The sequence below is a fragment of the Tessaracoccus oleiagri genome (genome assembly GCF_900103275.1).
Taxonomy (GTDB): Bacteria; Actinomycetota; Actinomycetes; order Propionibacteriales; family Propionibacteriaceae; genus Arachnia; species Arachnia oleiagri.
In genome coordinates this window covers 1074741-1091270 of record NZ_FNGP01000001.1, presented here as the reverse complement: position 1 = coordinate 1091270, position 16530 = coordinate 1074741, and the positions used below count along the sequence as shown (strand labels likewise).

The 16530-nt window shown below is 69.5% G+C and carries 18 protein-coding genes; 3 read left to right on the top strand and 15 right to left on the bottom strand.

The features are described from left to right. The first annotated feature begins 66 nt into the window (after positions 1-66). Positions 67-1419 (top strand): IS256 family transposase, encoded by a 1353-nt coding sequence (locus tag BLR46_RS05015; RefSeq protein ID WP_143008219.1) that lies wholly within the window; start codon positions 67-69, stop codon positions 1417-1419. On the opposite strand, the gene BLR46_RS05010 is transcribed toward BLR46_RS05015, so the two are convergent. From BLR46_RS05010 to BLR46_RS05000, 3 genes are all read right to left on the bottom strand, one after another. Continuing rightward, positions 1416-1802: a hypothetical protein gene (locus tag BLR46_RS05010; protein WP_143008217.1), complete on the bottom strand. Its 387-nt coding sequence runs from the start codon at positions 1800-1802 to the stop codon at positions 1416-1418. The genes BLR46_RS05015 and BLR46_RS05010 overlap by 4 nt on opposite strands. Continuing rightward, positions 1799-2299 carry a hypothetical protein gene (locus BLR46_RS05005; protein WP_093249440.1) on the bottom strand — a complete coding sequence of 167 codons (501 nt, stop codon included), beginning with the start codon at positions 2297-2299 and terminating at the stop codon, positions 1799-1801. Before BLR46_RS05005 ends, BLR46_RS05010 begins: the two co-directional genes overlap by 4 nt. Before the next feature lie 147 nt (positions 2300-2446). Further along, complete coding sequence (locus tag BLR46_RS05000) at positions 2447-3976, bottom strand: NCS2 family permease (protein ID WP_093249439.1); 1530 nt, start codon at positions 3974-3976, stop codon at positions 2447-2449. A 71-nt stretch (positions 3977-4047) separates the two neighbouring features. Here BLR46_RS05000 and BLR46_RS14820 point away from each other — a divergent pair, with 71 nt between their 5' ends. Next, on the top strand, positions 4048-4584 hold the full coding sequence (locus BLR46_RS14820; protein WP_143008216.1) for a lipoprotein LpqH: 537 nt from the start codon (positions 4048-4050) through the stop codon (positions 4582-4584). Here BLR46_RS14820 and BLR46_RS04985 read toward each other — a convergent pair whose 3' ends face one another. The 3 genes from BLR46_RS04985 to nagB are packed head-to-tail and all read right to left on the bottom strand — an operon-like array spanning position 4585 to position 6564. Beyond that, a complete protein-coding gene (locus tag BLR46_RS04985; RefSeq protein WP_093249434.1) occupies positions 4585-5382 on the bottom strand; it encodes a DUF3027 domain-containing protein in 798 nt (265 codons plus the stop codon). Next, a complete protein-coding gene (locus tag BLR46_RS04980; protein ID WP_093249433.1) occupies positions 5379-5762 on the bottom strand; it encodes a cold-shock protein in 384 nt (127 codons plus the stop codon). The genes BLR46_RS04985 and BLR46_RS04980 overlap by 4 nt, the downstream gene beginning before the upstream one ends. A gap of 49 nt (positions 5763-5811) precedes the next feature. Continuing rightward, positions 5812-6564 carry a glucosamine-6-phosphate deaminase gene (nagB, locus tag BLR46_RS04975; protein WP_093249593.1) on the bottom strand — a complete coding sequence of 251 codons (753 nt, stop codon included), beginning with the start codon at positions 6562-6564 and terminating at the stop codon, positions 5812-5814. A gap of 112 nt (positions 6565-6676) precedes the next feature. On the opposite strand from nagB, the gene BLR46_RS04970 reads away from it, so the two are divergent. Continuing rightward, the gene (locus BLR46_RS04970; RefSeq protein WP_093249431.1) at positions 6677-7510 is read left to right on the top strand and encodes a hypothetical protein; all 834 of its coding nucleotides are present in this window, start codon (positions 6677-6679) and stop codon (positions 7508-7510) included. Between the two features lie 16 nt (positions 7511-7526). On the opposite strand, the gene BLR46_RS04965 is transcribed toward BLR46_RS04970, so the two are convergent. From BLR46_RS04965 to BLR46_RS04925, 9 genes are all read right to left on the bottom strand, one after another. Beyond that, positions 7527-8012, bottom strand: coding sequence for an NUDIX hydrolase (locus BLR46_RS04965; protein WP_093249429.1), 486 nt, complete (start codon positions 8010-8012; stop codon positions 7527-7529). Further along, entirely contained in the window at positions 7996-8718 is a 723-nt protein-coding gene (locus BLR46_RS04960) for a copper homeostasis protein CutC (protein WP_093249427.1), read from the bottom strand. The genes BLR46_RS04965 and BLR46_RS04960 overlap by 17 nt, the downstream gene beginning before the upstream one ends. 150 nt (positions 8719-8868) lie before the next feature. After that, on the bottom strand, positions 8869-9636 hold the full coding sequence (locus BLR46_RS04955; protein WP_093249425.1) for an SDR family NAD(P)-dependent oxidoreductase: 768 nt from the start codon (positions 9634-9636) through the stop codon (positions 8869-8871). Between the two features lie 77 nt (positions 9637-9713). Beyond that, positions 9714-10727, bottom strand: coding sequence for a sugar ABC transporter substrate-binding protein (locus tag BLR46_RS04950; RefSeq protein WP_093249423.1), 1014 nt, complete (start codon positions 10725-10727; stop codon positions 9714-9716). Between the two features lie 67 nt (positions 10728-10794). Continuing rightward, positions 10795-11805: an ABC transporter permease gene (locus BLR46_RS04945; protein WP_093249420.1), complete on the bottom strand. Its 1011-nt coding sequence runs from the start codon at positions 11803-11805 to the stop codon at positions 10795-10797. A 2-nt stretch (positions 11806-11807) separates the two neighbouring features. After that, on the bottom strand, positions 11808-13307 hold the full coding sequence (locus tag BLR46_RS04940; RefSeq protein ID WP_093249418.1) for a sugar ABC transporter ATP-binding protein: 1500 nt from the start codon (positions 13305-13307) through the stop codon (positions 11808-11810). Further along, complete coding sequence (locus BLR46_RS04935) at positions 13300-14352, bottom strand: NAD(P)-dependent alcohol dehydrogenase (RefSeq protein WP_093249416.1); 1053 nt, start codon at positions 14350-14352, stop codon at positions 13300-13302. The genes BLR46_RS04940 and BLR46_RS04935 overlap by 8 nt, the downstream gene beginning before the upstream one ends. 18 nt (positions 14353-14370) lie before the next feature. Then, the gene (gene xylB / locus BLR46_RS04930; RefSeq protein WP_093249413.1) at positions 14371-15825 is read right to left on the bottom strand and encodes a xylulokinase; all 1455 of its coding nucleotides are present in this window, start codon (positions 15823-15825) and stop codon (positions 14371-14373) included. Beyond that, positions 15818-16486: an SIS domain-containing protein gene (locus BLR46_RS04925; RefSeq protein WP_143008215.1), complete on the bottom strand. Its 669-nt coding sequence runs from the start codon at positions 16484-16486 to the stop codon at positions 15818-15820. The genes xylB and BLR46_RS04925 overlap by 8 nt, the downstream gene beginning before the upstream one ends. Positions 16487-16530 lie beyond the last annotated feature (44 nt).

Below are 16530 nucleotides of genomic sequence, written 5' to 3'. Positions count from 1 at the left end.
GGCGGTGGTGTCAGATGGTTTGTGTAAGGGGTGGCTCCTGACACGAAAGCAGAGACACTGATGACCATGATGGATAAGCACGCCCGTGAGGAGCGTCGCCGCGAGCAGCGTGAGGGCGTCCGGGCCCTCGAGGCCAGCGGTGTGCTGGATGAGCTCTATGCCGCCATCGATGCCGGCAGCGTGCAGCTCGAGGGCAAGGACGGCCTGATCCAGCAGATGATCAAGTCGGGCCTGGAGCGCGGTCTCCAAGCGGAACTGACCGAGCATGTCGGTTACGAGAAGGGCGATCCCGACGCGGACGTGTTCCCGAACTCCCGCAACGGTACGTATCCGAAGACCGTCGCCACGAGCGTCGGTGACGTCGACCTCGACATCCCTCGCGACCGGGACGGGACGTTCACGCCGATGCTGGTCCCCAAGGGCAGCCGAAGGCTGGGCGGACTCGATGACATGATCATCTCGTTGTATGCGGGTGGGATGACCGTCAGAGACATCGAGCACCACCTCGTCTCCACGATCGGCACGGAGATCAGCCGCGAGACCATCTCGAAGATCACCGACGAGGTCCTGGATGAGGTGCTGGCGTGGCAGCAGCGCCCGCTGGAGGCGTTCTACCCCGTGATCTACTTGGACGCGATCATCGTGAAGGTCCGCGACGGCGCGCACGTGCGGAACAAGGCCGCCCACATCGCCGTCGGTGTCGACATGGACGGGATCAAGCACGTGCTGGGGATCTGGCTCCAAGCCACCGAAGGAGCGAAGTTCTGGGCCGGGGTGTGTGCCCAACTCGCCAACCGCGGCGTCCAGGACGTGCTGATCGTCTGCTGCGACGGCCTCACGGGGTTCCCCGAGGCGATCGAGGCCACCTGGCCCCAAGCCACCGTCCAGACCTGCGTGGTCCATCTGATCCGGCAGGCGATGCGGTTCGTGAACTACAAGGCCCGCAAACCCGTCGCGACCGCGTTGAAGAGCGTCTACGAAGCCGCCGACGAGGCGGCAGCCCGAGCGGCGTTGGAGGCGTTCGCGGCCTCTGAGCTGGGGAAGGAGAACCCGAACACCGTGCGCGTGTTCGCCGATGCCTGGGACCGGTTCACACCGTTCCTGGCGTTCCCGCCGATGCTGCGCCGGGTGATCTACACCACCAACGCGATCGAGTCGTTGAACTACCAGCTGCGCAAGGTCACCAAGAACCGCGGTCACTTCCCCTCCGACGACGCGGTCGTGAAACTGCTCTGGCTGGCGATCTGCAACATCGAGGACAAACGCGCCCGTGACCGAGCCAAGGAACGCGGCCTACCGAAGGGCTCGAAACGCAAAGCCGAACCCCGACTCGTCGAAGGACAGGTCGTCACGAACTGGAAACGAGCCCTCGCCCAACTCGCCCTCGCCTACCCCGACCGAATCCAGCCCTACCTCTAACCCCTGAAATGTCGACCACTTACACAAACAACTTGACACGCTCGGACCGGCTTGACCCGCGGCAACGCGGTCCCGTTGGTGCTGCAGCGACGCCGGTCCCCGGACTGCCCGGCTTTCCGCATCACCCGGTGCATGGTGGCCAGCGATCCCAGATACTCGCCCCGGTCGAGCAGCGAGTAATAGCCCTGCCTAATCGACAGGTCCGCCACATCCTCCTGGTTCAATCGGGCCACGATCGCCACCTGCTCCTCGGGGCTGAGCCGGTTCGGATAGTTCCGCTCCGCCTGAGGGATGGTCAATGTCGAGACCCGTCCGCCGGCGAGGTGGCGATACACGCTCGACCGCGCGACACCGAGCAGATCGCAGGCCCGCACCATGCTCATTCCTGCGGCTTGGAGGGCCTGGGCGGTATCGGCGGCAACTGCGAGGTATCGGGCCCTTGTAACCAGGCCGGGCGGCCCGGCTTCGGTTCCGGCGGGAGCTGGTCCGCGCCCTTGGCCAGCGATTCCAAGAGCGCGGCAGCTTTTCCCAAGATGTCGACCGCAGCCTGGGACTGCTCCAGTTCGCGCTCCAGCCGCTGGTTCTCACGCCGCAGTTGCTGCAGCTCCCGGCGTTCTTCGGCGCTCAACCGCGGATCCTTCTTCGGGTCCTTGTTCATGGAACCGACGGTAGCCGGATCCTTCAGCTTGCCCTCGGCCCGCTGCCGAGACCATTCCAGCGGGGTCCCGTTCCAGACCCCGATCCGCCGACAGAACTCGGCCTTCGCTCCCCGATCCAGACACTGGTCCCACTCCAGCAACACCGCCCACTTCTGGGCTGGCGTGAAGTGATGCTGCCTCGACGGACGAAACGGCACCGCCGCCGCTTTCTCCTCTTCCATGACGATCTGCCTTTCCCCACCCAGCTGTCTCACAACAGGCTGACGCACTGGGACGTCGGCAGGTGAATCGGACCGGAGACAGGTGGCCCGTACGGAGGCAGGTGAACCCGACCGGACGCAGGTGAACCCCCGCGCTCGGCCCGGCGATCAGCCCGCGATCAGGTCGATCAGCGGTCCCTGCAGGAAGTAGACGATGAACATCGCCGCGACGACGTACATCAGCGGGTGCACGCGGCGACCCTGGCCCTTGACGACCATCAGGAAGACATAGGCGAGGAAGCCGACGCCGATGCCGGTGGTGATCGAGTAGGCGAACGGCATGAAGATGATCGTGAAGAACGCCGGGATGCCGAACTCGGGCTTGCTCCAGTCGATGTCGACGACCTGGGAAATCATCAGGAAGCCCACGAAGGCGAGCGCCGGGGAGGCGGCCTCGGAGGGAACCATGTTGATGACGGGCGCGAGGAAGATGGCGACGAGGAACGCCACGCCGGTCACGACGGAGGCGAGGCCCGTGCGGGCGCCCTCGCCGACGCCGGTGGTGGACTCGACGTAGCAGGTGTTCGAGGAGACCGAGCCCAGGCCGCCGGCGATCGCCGCGGCGGAGTCGACCAGCAGGATCTCGGTGGTGCGCTCGGGCATGCCCTGCTCGTCGAGGAGGCTGCCCTCGGAGCCGACGGCCACGACGGTGCCCATGGTGTCGAAGAAGTCCGCCAGGAGCAGCGAGAAGACCAGGACGACGAGCGTCAGGGTGACGGTCAGGGAGAACTGGCCGTCGGGGAAGAACGCGCCGAACAGGTCGATGTTGCCGAGCAGCGAGAGGTTGGGCAGCGAGAAGTCGCTGAGCTGCGGGACGTTGAGCGCCCAGCCCGTCGGGTTCGCGCCGTCGGGCGTCTGCGGGCCGACCTTCGCCACCGCCTCGACGATGATCGCCAGCACGGTGGCGACGGCGATGGAGATGAGGATCGCGCCCTTGACGCGCAGGGTGTGGAGCGCGATGAGGAGGAAGAAGCCGACGAGGAACACCAGGATCGGCCAGCCGACGAGCGAGCCGCCGACCCCGAGCTCCACGGGCGTACCGGCGCCGCGACGGACGACGCCCGCGTTCATCAGGCCGACGAACGCGATGAACAGGCCGATACCGACGGAGATGGCCGTGCGCAGCGTCTTGGGGACGGCGCGGAACACCGCGGTGCGGAAGCCGGTGAGCACGAGGATCGCGATCAGCACGCCCTCCCAGACCACGAGGCCCATCGCCTGCGCCCAGGTCATCTGCGGGGCGAGCACGTACGCGACGAGCGCGTTCAGCCCGAGCCCGGCCGCGATGCCCATCGGGAAGCGGCCGATCACGCCCATCAGGATGGTCATCACGCCCGCGATCAGCGCGGTCGCGGCCGCGACCATGCCGATGGAGGCGGCGACGGCGGCGTGGTCGACGTCGCCGTTGGCCAGGAGCTGCGGGGCTCCCGAGATCAGCAGGCCGTTCTTGTCGACGGCGGTGCCGAGGATGAGCGGGTTGAGGGCAATGATGTAGGCCATCGCGAAGAACGTGACCAGCCCGCCGCGGATCTCGCGTCCGACGGTGGATCCACGTCTCGTGATGCCGAAGTAGCGGTCGAGCGCGGATTGGCCGGTGTCGGCCGCGGTGTCAGCAGTGTTCGTAGTCACGGCGGTCATGGTAGTGCTTCGGGCTCCGGGGAGCCGAGGCGAGGTCGCCCCGCAGACACGGCATCACCTACGCTGGACCGGTGACGGGTAGCGTGGCGAGGCTGAGGCGTGCCGGCTGGTTGGCGCTGGCTACGGCCTTCGTCGCCGGCTGCACCGTCTCGCCGACCCCGTCGCCCTCGGCGTCCGATCCCGTCCCCACTGCAACTTTCACCCCCTCCGCCGGCGCGGTCTCCCCCAGTGCCGCCGACGAGCCGCCCGGACCCATCGAGGTGCCCACCAGGGACGTCATGACGGGCGGCACCCTCTCGGTGATGCTGGGCGACGAGTCCGCGCAGTTCGCCGAGGTGCAGTGCGACGTGGCGCGCGGGCTCTCGGTCGTGGCACCGGGTCCGGAAGGTTCCGGGGTGACGCTCCTCGTCGAGGACGGCGAACTGCGCGACCTCGTGGTCACGATGCCCAGCGGCCGCACCGCGCTCGTCGGCGGATTCGCGGGCAGCGCGGAGTTCGGGGGAAGCGAGGACAATTTCCGGCTGACCGGCCGGGCGTCGGCGGTCGCGGCACCGTCAGGGCTCGTGGAGGAGGTGCCGTTCACGATCACCGGCACCTGCCTGAGCTAGCTAGTCGAAGAGTCCCTCGTCGAGGCTGATGGTGTCGAACACGGGCGCCGGCAGCTCCCGGGCCCGGGACTTCTCGACGACGTCGGAATGCGCCCCGCAGCCGTGGTCCAGGTGCACGACGCGGCCGTCGGAGGCGGAGTACTTGTTTGCGCACGCACCGAAGAGCGTGCCGAGCGAGCCCCGCAGCGGGACGAAGTAGCCGCAGGTGCCGCAGTTCGCGGGCGCCTCGCGGGAGCCCTCATCACCGGGGCCGGGCGGGCCGGCGATCCAGCGTTCCGCCGCCTCGTCGCGTCCGTAGCGGCTGAGGACCCGCTCGCGGCCGAGGCCGAGCTCGGCGACCGTCGTGCGCAGCTGCACCCACTCGCTGGTGTCGGCGTCGGCGGGCAGGTCGGTGGCCGCGAAGCCGGGCTCGAGGCGGGGATCGTTGTCCGGCGTGGCCATGAGGAGGCCGGGGCCGACGTCGCCGGGCTGGATCCGCTCCTCCCACGGCACCCATGCCGGCGCCAGCAGCGCCTGCTCCTTCGGCAGGAGCGACACCTCGTTGACGGTGGCCAACTTGGCGCGCGAGGCGCGCACGGTGGTGACGGCCCAGTGCCAGTCCGGGTAGCCGGGCAGCAGGCACTCGAAGTAGTGGGTCACCACCCGGTCGCCCGGTTCGGCGACGGCCTCGACATGCTCCCCGACGGCCTCCGGCCCGCTGACGCCGTTCGCGGCTTCGCGCGCCAGGTCAACCGCGGCGGCGGCGATCGGGTCGAGCTTCGGGGCCTTGGCCCGGGGCGGTGGTGTTACCAACTTCACAGCTCCAATTCATCGGCGACGCGGCGCAGCACCTGAGCCGCTTTGGCCGCCATCTTGGGGTCGGGGTGGCGGTTGGCCCGGTAGCCGTTGCCCACCCCGTCGAGCATCTGGATCAGGTCTTCGATGATGACTGCCATCTCCTGGGGACGCTTCCTGGCGGCCTTCGACAGCGACGGCGGCTGCTCGATGACGCGGACGTTCAGGGCCTGTTCGCCCCGCCGCCCGTCGACGACACCGAAATCCACCCGCTGCCCGCTGTGCAGCGCGGCCACACCATCGGCGAGCGCGGTGGCGCGCACGTAGACGTCGCCGCCGTCATCCTTGGTGATGAACCCGAAACCCTTCTCCGCGTCGAAGAAGCGCACCTTCCCGGTTGGCACTGCCAGTCCCTTTCTGAAGAACTACTGACTGGGCAGTCTACCCGTGGGGTCAGAGCTTGTGGAAATGGTCCCTGCTCGCCAGCTTCGCGGCGGCCGCCTCGTCGAGGACGACGTGCACGTCGGGGTGGAACTGCAGGATCGACGCGGGCATCGCGATGGCCACGGGCCCCTCGATCATGGCGGCGACGGCGTCGGCCTTGTGCTCGCCCGTCGCCACCAGGACGGCGGTGCGGGAGTCCATGATCGTGCCGAGGCCCTGCGTGAGCGCGTGCGTCGGCACCTGGTCCATGGAGTCGAAGAAGCGCGCGTTGTCGTTGCGGGTCTGCTCGGTGAGCGGGACCCGGTGGGTGCGGGAGCCGAACGAGGTGAACGGCTCGTTGAAGCCGATGTGGCCGTTGCTGCCGATGCCGAGCACCTGCACGTCCACCCCGCCGGCGGCACGGATGGCCTCCTCGTACTGCTGGGCGGCGCCGACGAGGTCGGCGGCCATGCCGTTGGGGACGCGGACGCGGGCCGGGTTCATGCGCAGCGGCTCGGTGACGGTGCGGCGGATGACCGCGTGGTAGCTCTCGGGGTGCTCGTGGGCCAGCCCGACGTACTCGTCGAGGGCGAACCCGTACGCCTGCGACAGGTCGAGCGCACCCTCGTCGACGAGCTTGGCCAGGTGGGCGTAGAGGTCGAGCGGGGAGCTGCCGGTCGCGAGCCCGATGACGGGGTTGGCCCGGCCCCGGAGCCGGTCGGCCACCTTCTCCGCCGCGACGATCCCCACTTGCGCCGCATCCCGACAGATCACAACTTCCACGTTCAACACTCTCCTTGGTTCTCCCCCCAGATTAGGAAGAAGCCCCTGTGGTGGCCATTTCGCGGCCCCGCTCGCGCAATCCGGCTGCGCGCCTGACGGTTACTATGGCGGCATGGCCACCTGGAAGGACGGGGCAGCGTATGCCCCGACGGAACGTCCCGACGGGTTCGCCGCGCCCGTCGTCGACCCCCTCACCAGGGCAGAGGCCCGGCCCAGCGTCACGCCCGGGCCCGTCCCGGCACCCGACCGACTCGAGGCGACGGAGGCACCGCCGCTGGAGCACTTCGGACCCCGCAAGCAGTCGTCGCGCCGCCCGGAGGAGCCCTTCGACGTGGCGGCCGCGGCCCTCACGTCGATCCCGCTGCTCGCCGACGGCAGGCGCGACCCGCGCGCGCCGTTCGCCGTCGCCTCGTCCGCGCTCGAGGCGCCGGAGCCGACGATGCCCCCGCCTCCCCCGCCGGGCGCCAAGCCGCTCCCCGGACCGCCGCCCGACGCGCTGCCGGTCGGAGGGCGCCCCGGAGTCGGGCCCGCCGCCGCCACCCCGCCCACCGACGCACAGAAGACGCTCGTCTACCTGGTGGCCGGGCTCTGCACCGTCGGGGTGGTGCTCACCGACGCGGCCCCGATGCTGATGATCATCGCCGGGCTGATCAGCGTGCTGCGCGTGCCGTGGACGGCGAGGATCGGCGCGGCGGCCGTCGGTATCGGGTCCACCTTCCTGCTCGTGCAGCTCATGATCCCCACAGCGAGCGCCGGGGTGCTGTTCGGGCTCACCAGCCTCGTGCTCGCAGCGGCGTTCGTGATCCGCACGTTCGCCAGCAAGCCGCCCTCGGACGACGACGATGACGACGACTACTGGTCGCCGCTGGATCCGCCCGGTTTGCGGGATGCGCCGCCCTTCCCCGGGCAGGCGCCCCGCGACGAGGGCCCGCGACGGGGCTACTGATCGTCGCCTGCTCCGGTCACGGCACCGTCGACTCGTCCATCAACCCGAGGTCGAGCGCAGGCCCACCGGACCACCGGAGCAGTTCACCGAGCGACGCCGGCCACAGGACCTGCGGCAGCGCATCCACCGGGAACCACCGGTGCCCGCGCATCCGCTCCAGTTCGGAGGCGGTGAGCCCGACGGGATCGGGTTCGAAGTGGTCCACGTCGACGCGGAAGAACGTCTCCCGCTGGAAGAGGATGCGGTCCGAGTAGCCGTGCCGGACGTGCCGGACAGCCACCGGCCCGCGCAGGTCGGACAGCCTCACGACGAGTCCGGTCTCCTCCCACAACTCCCGCACTGCGGCCTCGCCGGGCGACTCCCCGGGGTCGATGCCCCCTCCCGGAGTGATCCACCAGCGTGATCCCGGGACGCCGGGGTCGGTGTCCTGCTGGAGCAGGACGCGGGAGCCGGCCACCACCAGCACCCGCGCGGCCTCCCGTCGCTTAACGTGCCGCTGCAAGGCGCTGCCTCTCGTGCGCGATCTCGTCGTCGACGAGGTTGCGCCAGCTCCGCACGAGGTCGGGGTCGACGTACGCCTTGTACGAGCCACCGGGCCGGGCCGGGCGGCCGATGTGGAAGTTGTGGATGCCTGCGCGCACCAGCCAGGGCACGTGTTCGGCCTGCAGGCCCCCGCCGACGAGAATGCGTTTGGCGAGCTCGGGGTCGGCCTTCGCCCGCGCGATCAGGTCGGTGAGCCCGTGCTCCACGTCGAGCGCCGACCCGGCCGTGAGCACGTGCGTCAGCCGCCCGGGCAGCGACTGGACGGCGCGCCACGCCCGTTTCTGGTCCAGGCAGTGGTCGACCGCGCGGTGGAAGGTGTAGGGCACGGCCCCGTCGCCGACGAGTTCCCCCACCACCTCGGTGTCGATCTCGTTGAGCCCGTTGAGGAAGCCCAGGACGACCCCGTCGGCCCCGGCGTCCATGAAGCTCGCGATGAGCCCCTTGAGCCGGACGACCTCGCCGCCGTCGGTGGCGAACCCGGCACGCAGCCGCAGCATGGGCCGTACCTGGATCGTGGTGGCGAGGCGGACCTTCTCGATGAGGCCGGGCTCCGGCGAGAGCCCGCCGTCGTCCATCGTGCCGACGAGTTCCACCCGGTCGGCACCGCCCGCGTCGGCGTTTCTCGCGTCGGCCGCGGTCATCGCTATCACTTCAAGAAGCGCCATGACGACATTTTGCCGGGCCCGGGCGCGTTTGGGGCTGAGGCGCGACGGCGCGGGCCGCAGGTGGCCGCGCTGCGGGTGAGAAAACGCCCACAGAGCCCCCTGTGCAGGGCTCTGTGGGCGTGAACGCACTCCGTGTTCTCGGCACCCGCCTCAGTAGAGCGTGTAGCCGCCGTCCATCACGACGATCGTGCCGGACATGAAGCTCGCGGCGTCCGAGGCGAGGAACACCACCGTGGGCGCCACCTCGTCGGGGGTCGCGTAGCGCTGCTGCGGCGCATCCTCGATCCAGTACCGCTGGAAGCGCGGCTCGTCGACCGGCGACATGTCGGTCTTGATGTAACCGGGCGCGACCGCATTGACCCGCACTCCCTTAGGCGCCCACTCTGCGGCGAGCGACTTGGTCAGGTGGTGCACCGCCGCCTTGGAGGCGTTGTACGCCGGCTGCATCTGGGGTCGGTTGACGATCAGGGCCGAGATGGACCCGATGTTCACGATGCTCCCGGAGCCACGCTCGACCATGTGCCGGCCGGCGGCCCGTGACATCCGCCACAGCGCAGTGAGGTTCGTGTCGATCACGTGGTCCCACTCGTCGTCCGTGACGTCCAGCGCCTCCTTGTGGATGCAGGCACCGGCGTTGTTCACGAGGATGTCGAGGTGGCCGACGGCCGCGATCGCCTCGTCGACGACCGCGTCCGCCGCCCCGGGGCCGGTGAGGTCCCCGAGGACGACATGCGCGGCGCGCCCGAGCGCCTCGATCTTGCGCTTCGTCTCCTCCGCCGCCTCCGCGTCGCGGCCGTGGACGACCACGTCGGCGCCGGCCTCGGCCAGCGCTACCGCGAACTCGGCGCCCAGCCCGCGGGTGGCGCCCGTCACCAGGGCCGTGCGCCCGGTGAGGTTGAACTTGTCGAGTACTGACATTTGCCCTCCTGGCAATCGACGGGGTCCCCGGCCCGTGCGCGGACCGGGGACCCCGTGCGGTGGTTGTTGTTGGCGGGTCAGCTGATCTGACCGGTCTCCTTGTACATCTCAACGTATTCCGACGCGTTCTCCTGCGTGATCAGCGGGTTGCCGACGTCGGTGTTGACCTCTTCCTCGGCGCCCGTGAGCAGGTCGTGGACGGTCTTCAGGTTGAGCTGGGCCAGTTCCGCGGCGTCCTGGAGGGAGGTGGCGGTCATCTCGCCGGCCTCGATCGCGAGCGCCGCCTCGGCGGTCCCGTCCACGCCGTACGCCTGGATCTCCTCGAAGCCCGACTTGCCCTTGACTGCCTCGAGCGCGCCGGTGGCCATGTTGTCGTTCATGGAGATGATGGCCTGGATGTCCGGGTTGGCCAGCGACCAGTCCTCCATGAGGGTGAGGGCCTCGTCCTTGTTCCAGTTGGCGATGTCCTCGCCGACGATCTGCACGTCGGGTCGCTTCGCGAAGAACTCCTGCTCCCACGCCTTGCGACGCTCGGTGCTGTGCATGTTGCCGCCGGGGCCGTTGAGCACGACCACCTTGGCGTTCTCCGGGACCTGCTCCACCGCGAGTCGGGCGACGACCGCGCCCTGCTCGTACGGGTTGGCGTCGACGGAGGAGGCGCCCTCGATGCCCTCGACGCGCGGGTTCGTGGTGATGGTCACGATGCCCGCGGCGACGGCCTGCTCGATGTAGGGACGCTGCGCCTCGGCGTTGTTGGCCTGGATGATGATGGCGTCGAACTGATTGGCGATCGCGTTCTCGATCATCCGGTTCTCGATCTCGTCGTCGGCCTGGCCGTCGAAGACCTCGAGCTCGATGTCGTCGTAGTTCTCGGCCTCGGCCTTCATCTCGTTGGCCAGCCAGGCGGCGAAGGAGTCGACCTGCGCACGCGCCACGTAGGCCACGCGGTAGCTATCCTTCTGTTCGCCGTCGCCGCCGCCGGCGGTGCTGTTGTCGGAGCCGGGGGTCCCGGTGGTGACGCTGCAGGCGGACAGGGTGGCCATCGCCACGGCGATGCCCGCCGCCGCTGCTCGCTTCAACCAAGTGTTCATTGTTGTTCTCCTGTGTTTGGTGTTGGGATTGCGGTTTGGGTTCTTGTTCTTCATTGATGTGGTGGGTCTAGCCGACCGAGCCCGTGACAGTTGGTTCGCCGCTTCCCTTCTCTTCGCGCTTCTTGAGGATGGTGGTGCGGACCTTGCCGCGCTTGCTCCAGATGTCGTAGGAGACGGCGCCGACGATGATGAGGCCCATGACGATCTGCTGGATGTAGGAGCCGACGCCGGTCAGGTTCATGATGTTGCTGAGGATGCCGACGATCAGCGCGCCCGCGAGGGTGCCGAGGGTGGTGCCGACGCCGCCGGAGAAGCTGGTGCCGCCGATGACGGGCGCCATGATGGCCTGCAGTTCGTAGCCGACGCCCGCGTTGGGGAGGCCGGCGTTGACGCGGGACATGAAGATCACGCCCGCGATGCCGACGAGCACGCCGTTGACGATGAACGCCTGGATCTTCACTCGCTCGACCGGGATGCCGGAGGCGCGGGAGGCCTCCTCGTTGCCGCCGATGGCGTAGACGGAACGGCCGTAGCGGGTGTGGTTCATCAGGTACCAGACCACGGCCGTGATCGCGATGAGGATCAGCACCGGGATGGGGAACCAGCCCAGGTTGCCCTGCCCGATGAGGACGAAGTCGCCCAACTGGGTGATGTTCTGGCCTTGCGTGATCTCCAGCACCGCGCCGCGGGCGATCAGCATCACGCCCAGCGTGACGATGAAGGCTGGCACGTTGAGGTACGCGACGAAGACCGCGCTGAAGAGGTTGCACGCCACGCCGATCGCGATCGCGGCCAGCAGCGCGAGGACCATGCTCGTCGACTGCTTGTAGACGATGACCGACACGACCCCCGCGAACGCCATCACGGCGCCCGACGAGAGGTCGATCATGCCGCCGATGATGAGCGTCATGGTGCCGTAGGCGAGGATCGTGATGACCGCCACCTGCCGCAGCACGTTGAACACGTTGTTGGTGCTCAGGAAGTTCTCGCTGAGCAGGCTGGCAATGAGGATGCCGGCCGCCAGGATTATGAAGATTGTGTACTTGCTAGCGTCGAAACGCTTCAGTGCCGACGGCATCGTCACGCCACCTCGATTTCATTCATCGCGTACTTAAGGATGGTTTCCTGGTTGAACTGGTCCCGCTCGAGCTCAGCGGTCAGCCGGCCCGACGACATCACGTAGATGCGGTCGCACATGCCGAGCAGTTCCGGCAGCTCGGAGGAGATCATGAGGATGCCCTTGCCCTGCCGGGCGAGGTCGGTCATGATCCGGTAGATCTCCCACTTGGCGCCGACGTCGATGCCGCGCGTCGGCTCGTCGAGCAGCAGCACCTTCGGCTCGGCGATCAGCCACCGCGCCAGGAGCACCTTCTGCTGGTTGCCGCCGCTCAGCGACGCGATCTTCACCTCGGTGCTGGGCGCCTTGACCCGCATCCGGCCGAAGTACTCGTCGACGATCTTCTGCTCCTCGCGGGCGTGGGCGTAGCCGCCGTAGACGACCTTCTTCATGTTCGCCAGCGTCGCGTTCTTCTTGATGCTGAGCGCCGGGATGATGCCGGCCAGGCGGCGGTCCTCGGAGAGCATGACCACGCCCTTGTCGAGCGCCTTCTTGGGATTGTTGAGCTTGACCGGCTCGCCGTCGACCTCGACGTGGCCCGCGTGCAGCTTGTCGAGGCCGATCAGGGCGCGGACGACCTCGCTGCGGCCGGCGCCGACGAGTCCGGCCAGGCCGACGATCTCCCCGGCCCGCACCTGCAGGCTGACGTCCTCGAAGAGGTTGTCGCTGGCGAGCCCCTCCGCCTTGAGCACGACGTCGCCGAGCGGCACCTGCTCCTTGGGGTACTGCTGGTGGTCGAGGTCGCGGCCCACCATCTCGGCGATCACCCGGTCGGGGGTGGTCTCGGCGGAGGGTCGGCTGCTCACCCACTCCCCGTCGCGGAGGACGGTGACGTCGTCGGCGAGCTCGAACACCTCGTCCATCTTGTGGGAGATGTAGAGGATCGCCTTGCCCTCGGAGCGGAGCCGGTTGATCTTGTCGAACAGGGCCCGCACCTCCTTGTGGGCGATCGACGACGTGGGCTCGTCCATGATGAAGATGTCGGCGCTGTGGTAGACGGCGCGGACGATCTCCAGGGTCTGGATCTCGGCCACGGTGAGCGAGCCGAGCTTGCGGTTGATGGAGTAGTCGAGCCCCTCCTCCGCGAGCACGCGCTTCGCCTCGCGCTTGATGTGCCCCCAGTCCACGCGGCCCGCCTTGGTGGGGAGCCGTCCGAGGAACAGGCTCTCGGCGATCGTCATGTTGGGGACGTAGTTGAGTTCCTGGGCGATCATCGCGATGCCCTTGGCGCGGGCGTCGATCGGGTTCTTGATCTGCACCTCCTCGCCGCGGATGCGGATGGTGCCGGCGTCGGGGTGGTAGATGCCGTTGATGATCTTCATCAGCGTCGACTTGCCCGCCCCGTTCTCGCCGCAGACGGCGTGCACGGTGCCGGCCCGGGCCGCGAAGGAGACGTTGTCGAGCGCCTTGACGCCCGGGAAGGACTTGGAGATGCCGTCGACGGCGAGCAGCACGTCACTCATGCGAGCTCCTCACGTCGGGGACCTCGACGCGCTTCACGCCCGGGTGCACGATGCGCTTGAGCGCGTCGCCGGTGGCGGTGAGCGCCTCCTCAACCTGCTCGATGCCGTAGCGGTGGGTGACGAGCGAGTCGAGCTCGACGAGCCCCCGGCTCAGCAGGTCGCGGGCGATGGGCCACGTGTTGGTGTAGCGGAAGGTGCCGGTGACGTTCAGCTCGCGCATGGCGACCTCGGCCACGGAGAGCGGGAACTCGTCGGCGCTGCCGACCAGGACGACCGTCCCGCCGGAGCGGGTGGCGCGCACGCCGCCGGTGATGGCGGGGACGGCGCCGGTGGCGTCGATGAAGACGTGTGCGTCGATGTCGTCGGTGGGCTCCGTGGAGGGGTCGACCACCTCGAAGCCGTAAGAGGCGACGAGGTCGCGGCGGCCCGCGTCGATGTCGCTCACGACGACCCGGCTGGCGCCGAACGCGCGCGCCACCTGGGCGGCGATCAGCCCGATGGGGCCGCCGCCGGCGACGAACACGGTGTCGCCCACCTTGACGCCACCCTTTTGGGCGGCGGCGATGCCGACGGACAGCGGCTCCATGAGGGCGGCGGCGTCGTCGCTGATCGAGTCGGGCACCTCGTAGGCGAAGTCGTCCTGGATCTTGGCGTACTCGGCGAACGCCCCGTCGATCGGGGGCGTGGCGTAGAACTCCATGTCGGGGCACAGGTTGTAGTCGCCGGCGCGGCAGAACTCACAGGTGCGGCAGGGCCGCTGGGGCTCGATGGCGACGCGCTGCCCCACCCGGGCGGGGTCCACGTCGGAGCCGACGGCGACGATCCGGCCGCTGACCTCGTGCCCGAGGATGAGGGGCGCCTCGACGACGTACTTGCCGATGCGGCCGTGCTGGTAGTAGTGCACGTCCGACCCGCAGACGCCCACGCTGGCCACCTGGACGAGCACCTCGTCGGGCTCGAGCGTCGGCACGGGGCGCTCCTCCAGGGCGACCTCGCCGACCGCGCGCAGGACGCTGGCCGTCATCGTTGAGGGGAGTTGATCCATTTCCATTCCAATCTCTTGCTAGAGAGCAGTCGTGAGTTGCAGGTCCGCGAGGCGCCGGTAGCGGGCGTCCGCGCCGGAGCGGTCCCTGGCGGGGAGCGTCCGTGAGGTCTCGGGCGGCGCCCAGCGCCGGGTGAGTTCGGCGACGGACTCCCCCGCCGCGACGGCCGCCGCCTGGATGGCCGCGCCGCGGGCGGTGGCCTCGGGGGCGTCGACCGTGATGACCGGCCGGCCGGTGAGGTCGGCGATCACCTGCCGGTAGGCGGCCGAGCGGGCTCCGCCGCCGATGAGGATCGTGCGACCGTCGACGTCGATGCCGAACGACTGGAGCAGCCTCTCGCCACGGACGAGGCCGAGCGCCACGCCCTCGAAAGCCGAGAGGGCGAGTTGTTCGCGCGTCGTGGCGGTGGTGAGGCCCGCCAGCGCACCGGTCGCCCACGGCAGCCGCGGCGAGCGTTCGCCGTCGAGGTAGGCGGCGAGGACGGGCCGCTCGGCGGCGGGGTCCGCGTCCAGCGCCAGGCGTCCGAGCTCGGCGTGGTCGACGCCGAGCAGCCGGGCGAACGTGTCGGTGACCTTGGTGCAGTTGAGCGTGCACACCAGGGGCAGGTAGCCGCCGGTGACGTTGGCGACGCCGTCCAGGCCACCGCTCGGGTCCTTGATCGGGGTGTCGGTGGTGGCGAACACGACTCCGGAGGTGCCGAGGCTGTACGCCACGTCGCCGGGCGCGAGGCCGATGCCCTGCGCGGCCAGGTGCTGGTCGCCGCCGCCGGCGCTGACGATCGCGCCCTCGTCGATGCCCAGCTCGGCCGCGACCTCGGGGAGCAGGGTGCCCGCGGCCTCGTCGGGGCCGAGCACCTTGGGGAGCATCGGGAGCCAGTCGCGGGCGGCGATCACGTCGTCGAGGATGTCGGTGCGCCACTGCAGCAGGTCGGCGGAGTAGTAGCCGGTTCCCGAGGCGTCGGAGCGGTCGGTGACGTGGGCGCCTGTCAGCCGCCAGGTCAGCCAGTCGTGCGGGAGGCAGAGGTGGGCGACGCGGGCGAAGGACTCGGGCTCGTTGTCGCGGAGCCACGCGAGCTTGCTGATCGTGAGCGCGGCCGACGGGACCACGCCGATCTCCCGCGCCCACCACTCGGCGCCGAATCGCTCGACGAGCGCTGCGGCCTGGGGGCCGGAGGTGGTGTCGTTCCAGAGCTTGGCCGGGCGGATGACGTTCCAGTCGGAGTCGAGCGCGACGAGGCCGTGGCACTGCGCGCCGACCCCGATGCCGACGACCCGGGCATCGAGCCCGTCCGTCGCGGTGCGAACGGCGTCGACCAGCGCCGACCACCAGCGGTCGGGGTGCTGCTCGCTGACGGGCGGGTGGGTCACCGGGTGCGGCGACCGGCCGCCCCCGAGCAGCGCGCCGGTGACGGCGTCGCGAACCTCGACGGTGCAGGACTGCGTCGAGCTGTCGACGCCGAGGACCACGTCAACCATGGCTGGCCTCCGAGCGGGTGCGGTCGTGGCTGGGGAGCGTGAGGGGCGGCAGGTCGGCGGGCAGTTCGTCGAGCAGGCCCACCGCGCCGGCGGGGTGCGTCGCGTGGAACTGGCGCAGCGTGTAGCCGCGGGCCCGCATCAGGACCTCGGCGAGCGCGTCACCCCAGGCGGCCTGCGCCAGCGTGATGCCGGTGGCGACGACGCCGCCCAGCTCGGTGTCCTGCGGCACGTCGAGCGCGAGGCTGATGTCGGCGCGGCGGGCGAGGTCGGTGTCGTGGGAGCGGGTGAGCGCGATGACGGTGGAGCCGCGGGCGCGCATCACGTCGGCGCAGTCGAGCACCTCCTGAGAGGCGCCGCCCTTCGAGATCAGGAGCACCACGTCGCGGGCGTCCACCACGCCGGCGCCGCCGTGGAGGCTGTCCATGGGCGAGAAGTAGATGCTCGGCGTGCCGGTCACGGAGAGGACGTGGGCCATCCGGTGGGCCACGGCGCCGGAGGTGCCGGATCCGCCGATGAAGACCTTGCCGGGACAATCGATGATGAGGGACGCCGCACGGACGAACGACTCGTCGATGGCCTCGGCCACGGCAGCCACCGCTGCCCCGCTGGCGGCGATCCGGCCCTTCGCTGCCCGGATCACCTCGTTGACGTCCACTGTCACTCTCGGCTCGCTAACCCTCGCTGGTGTTACGACTTCGACGATTA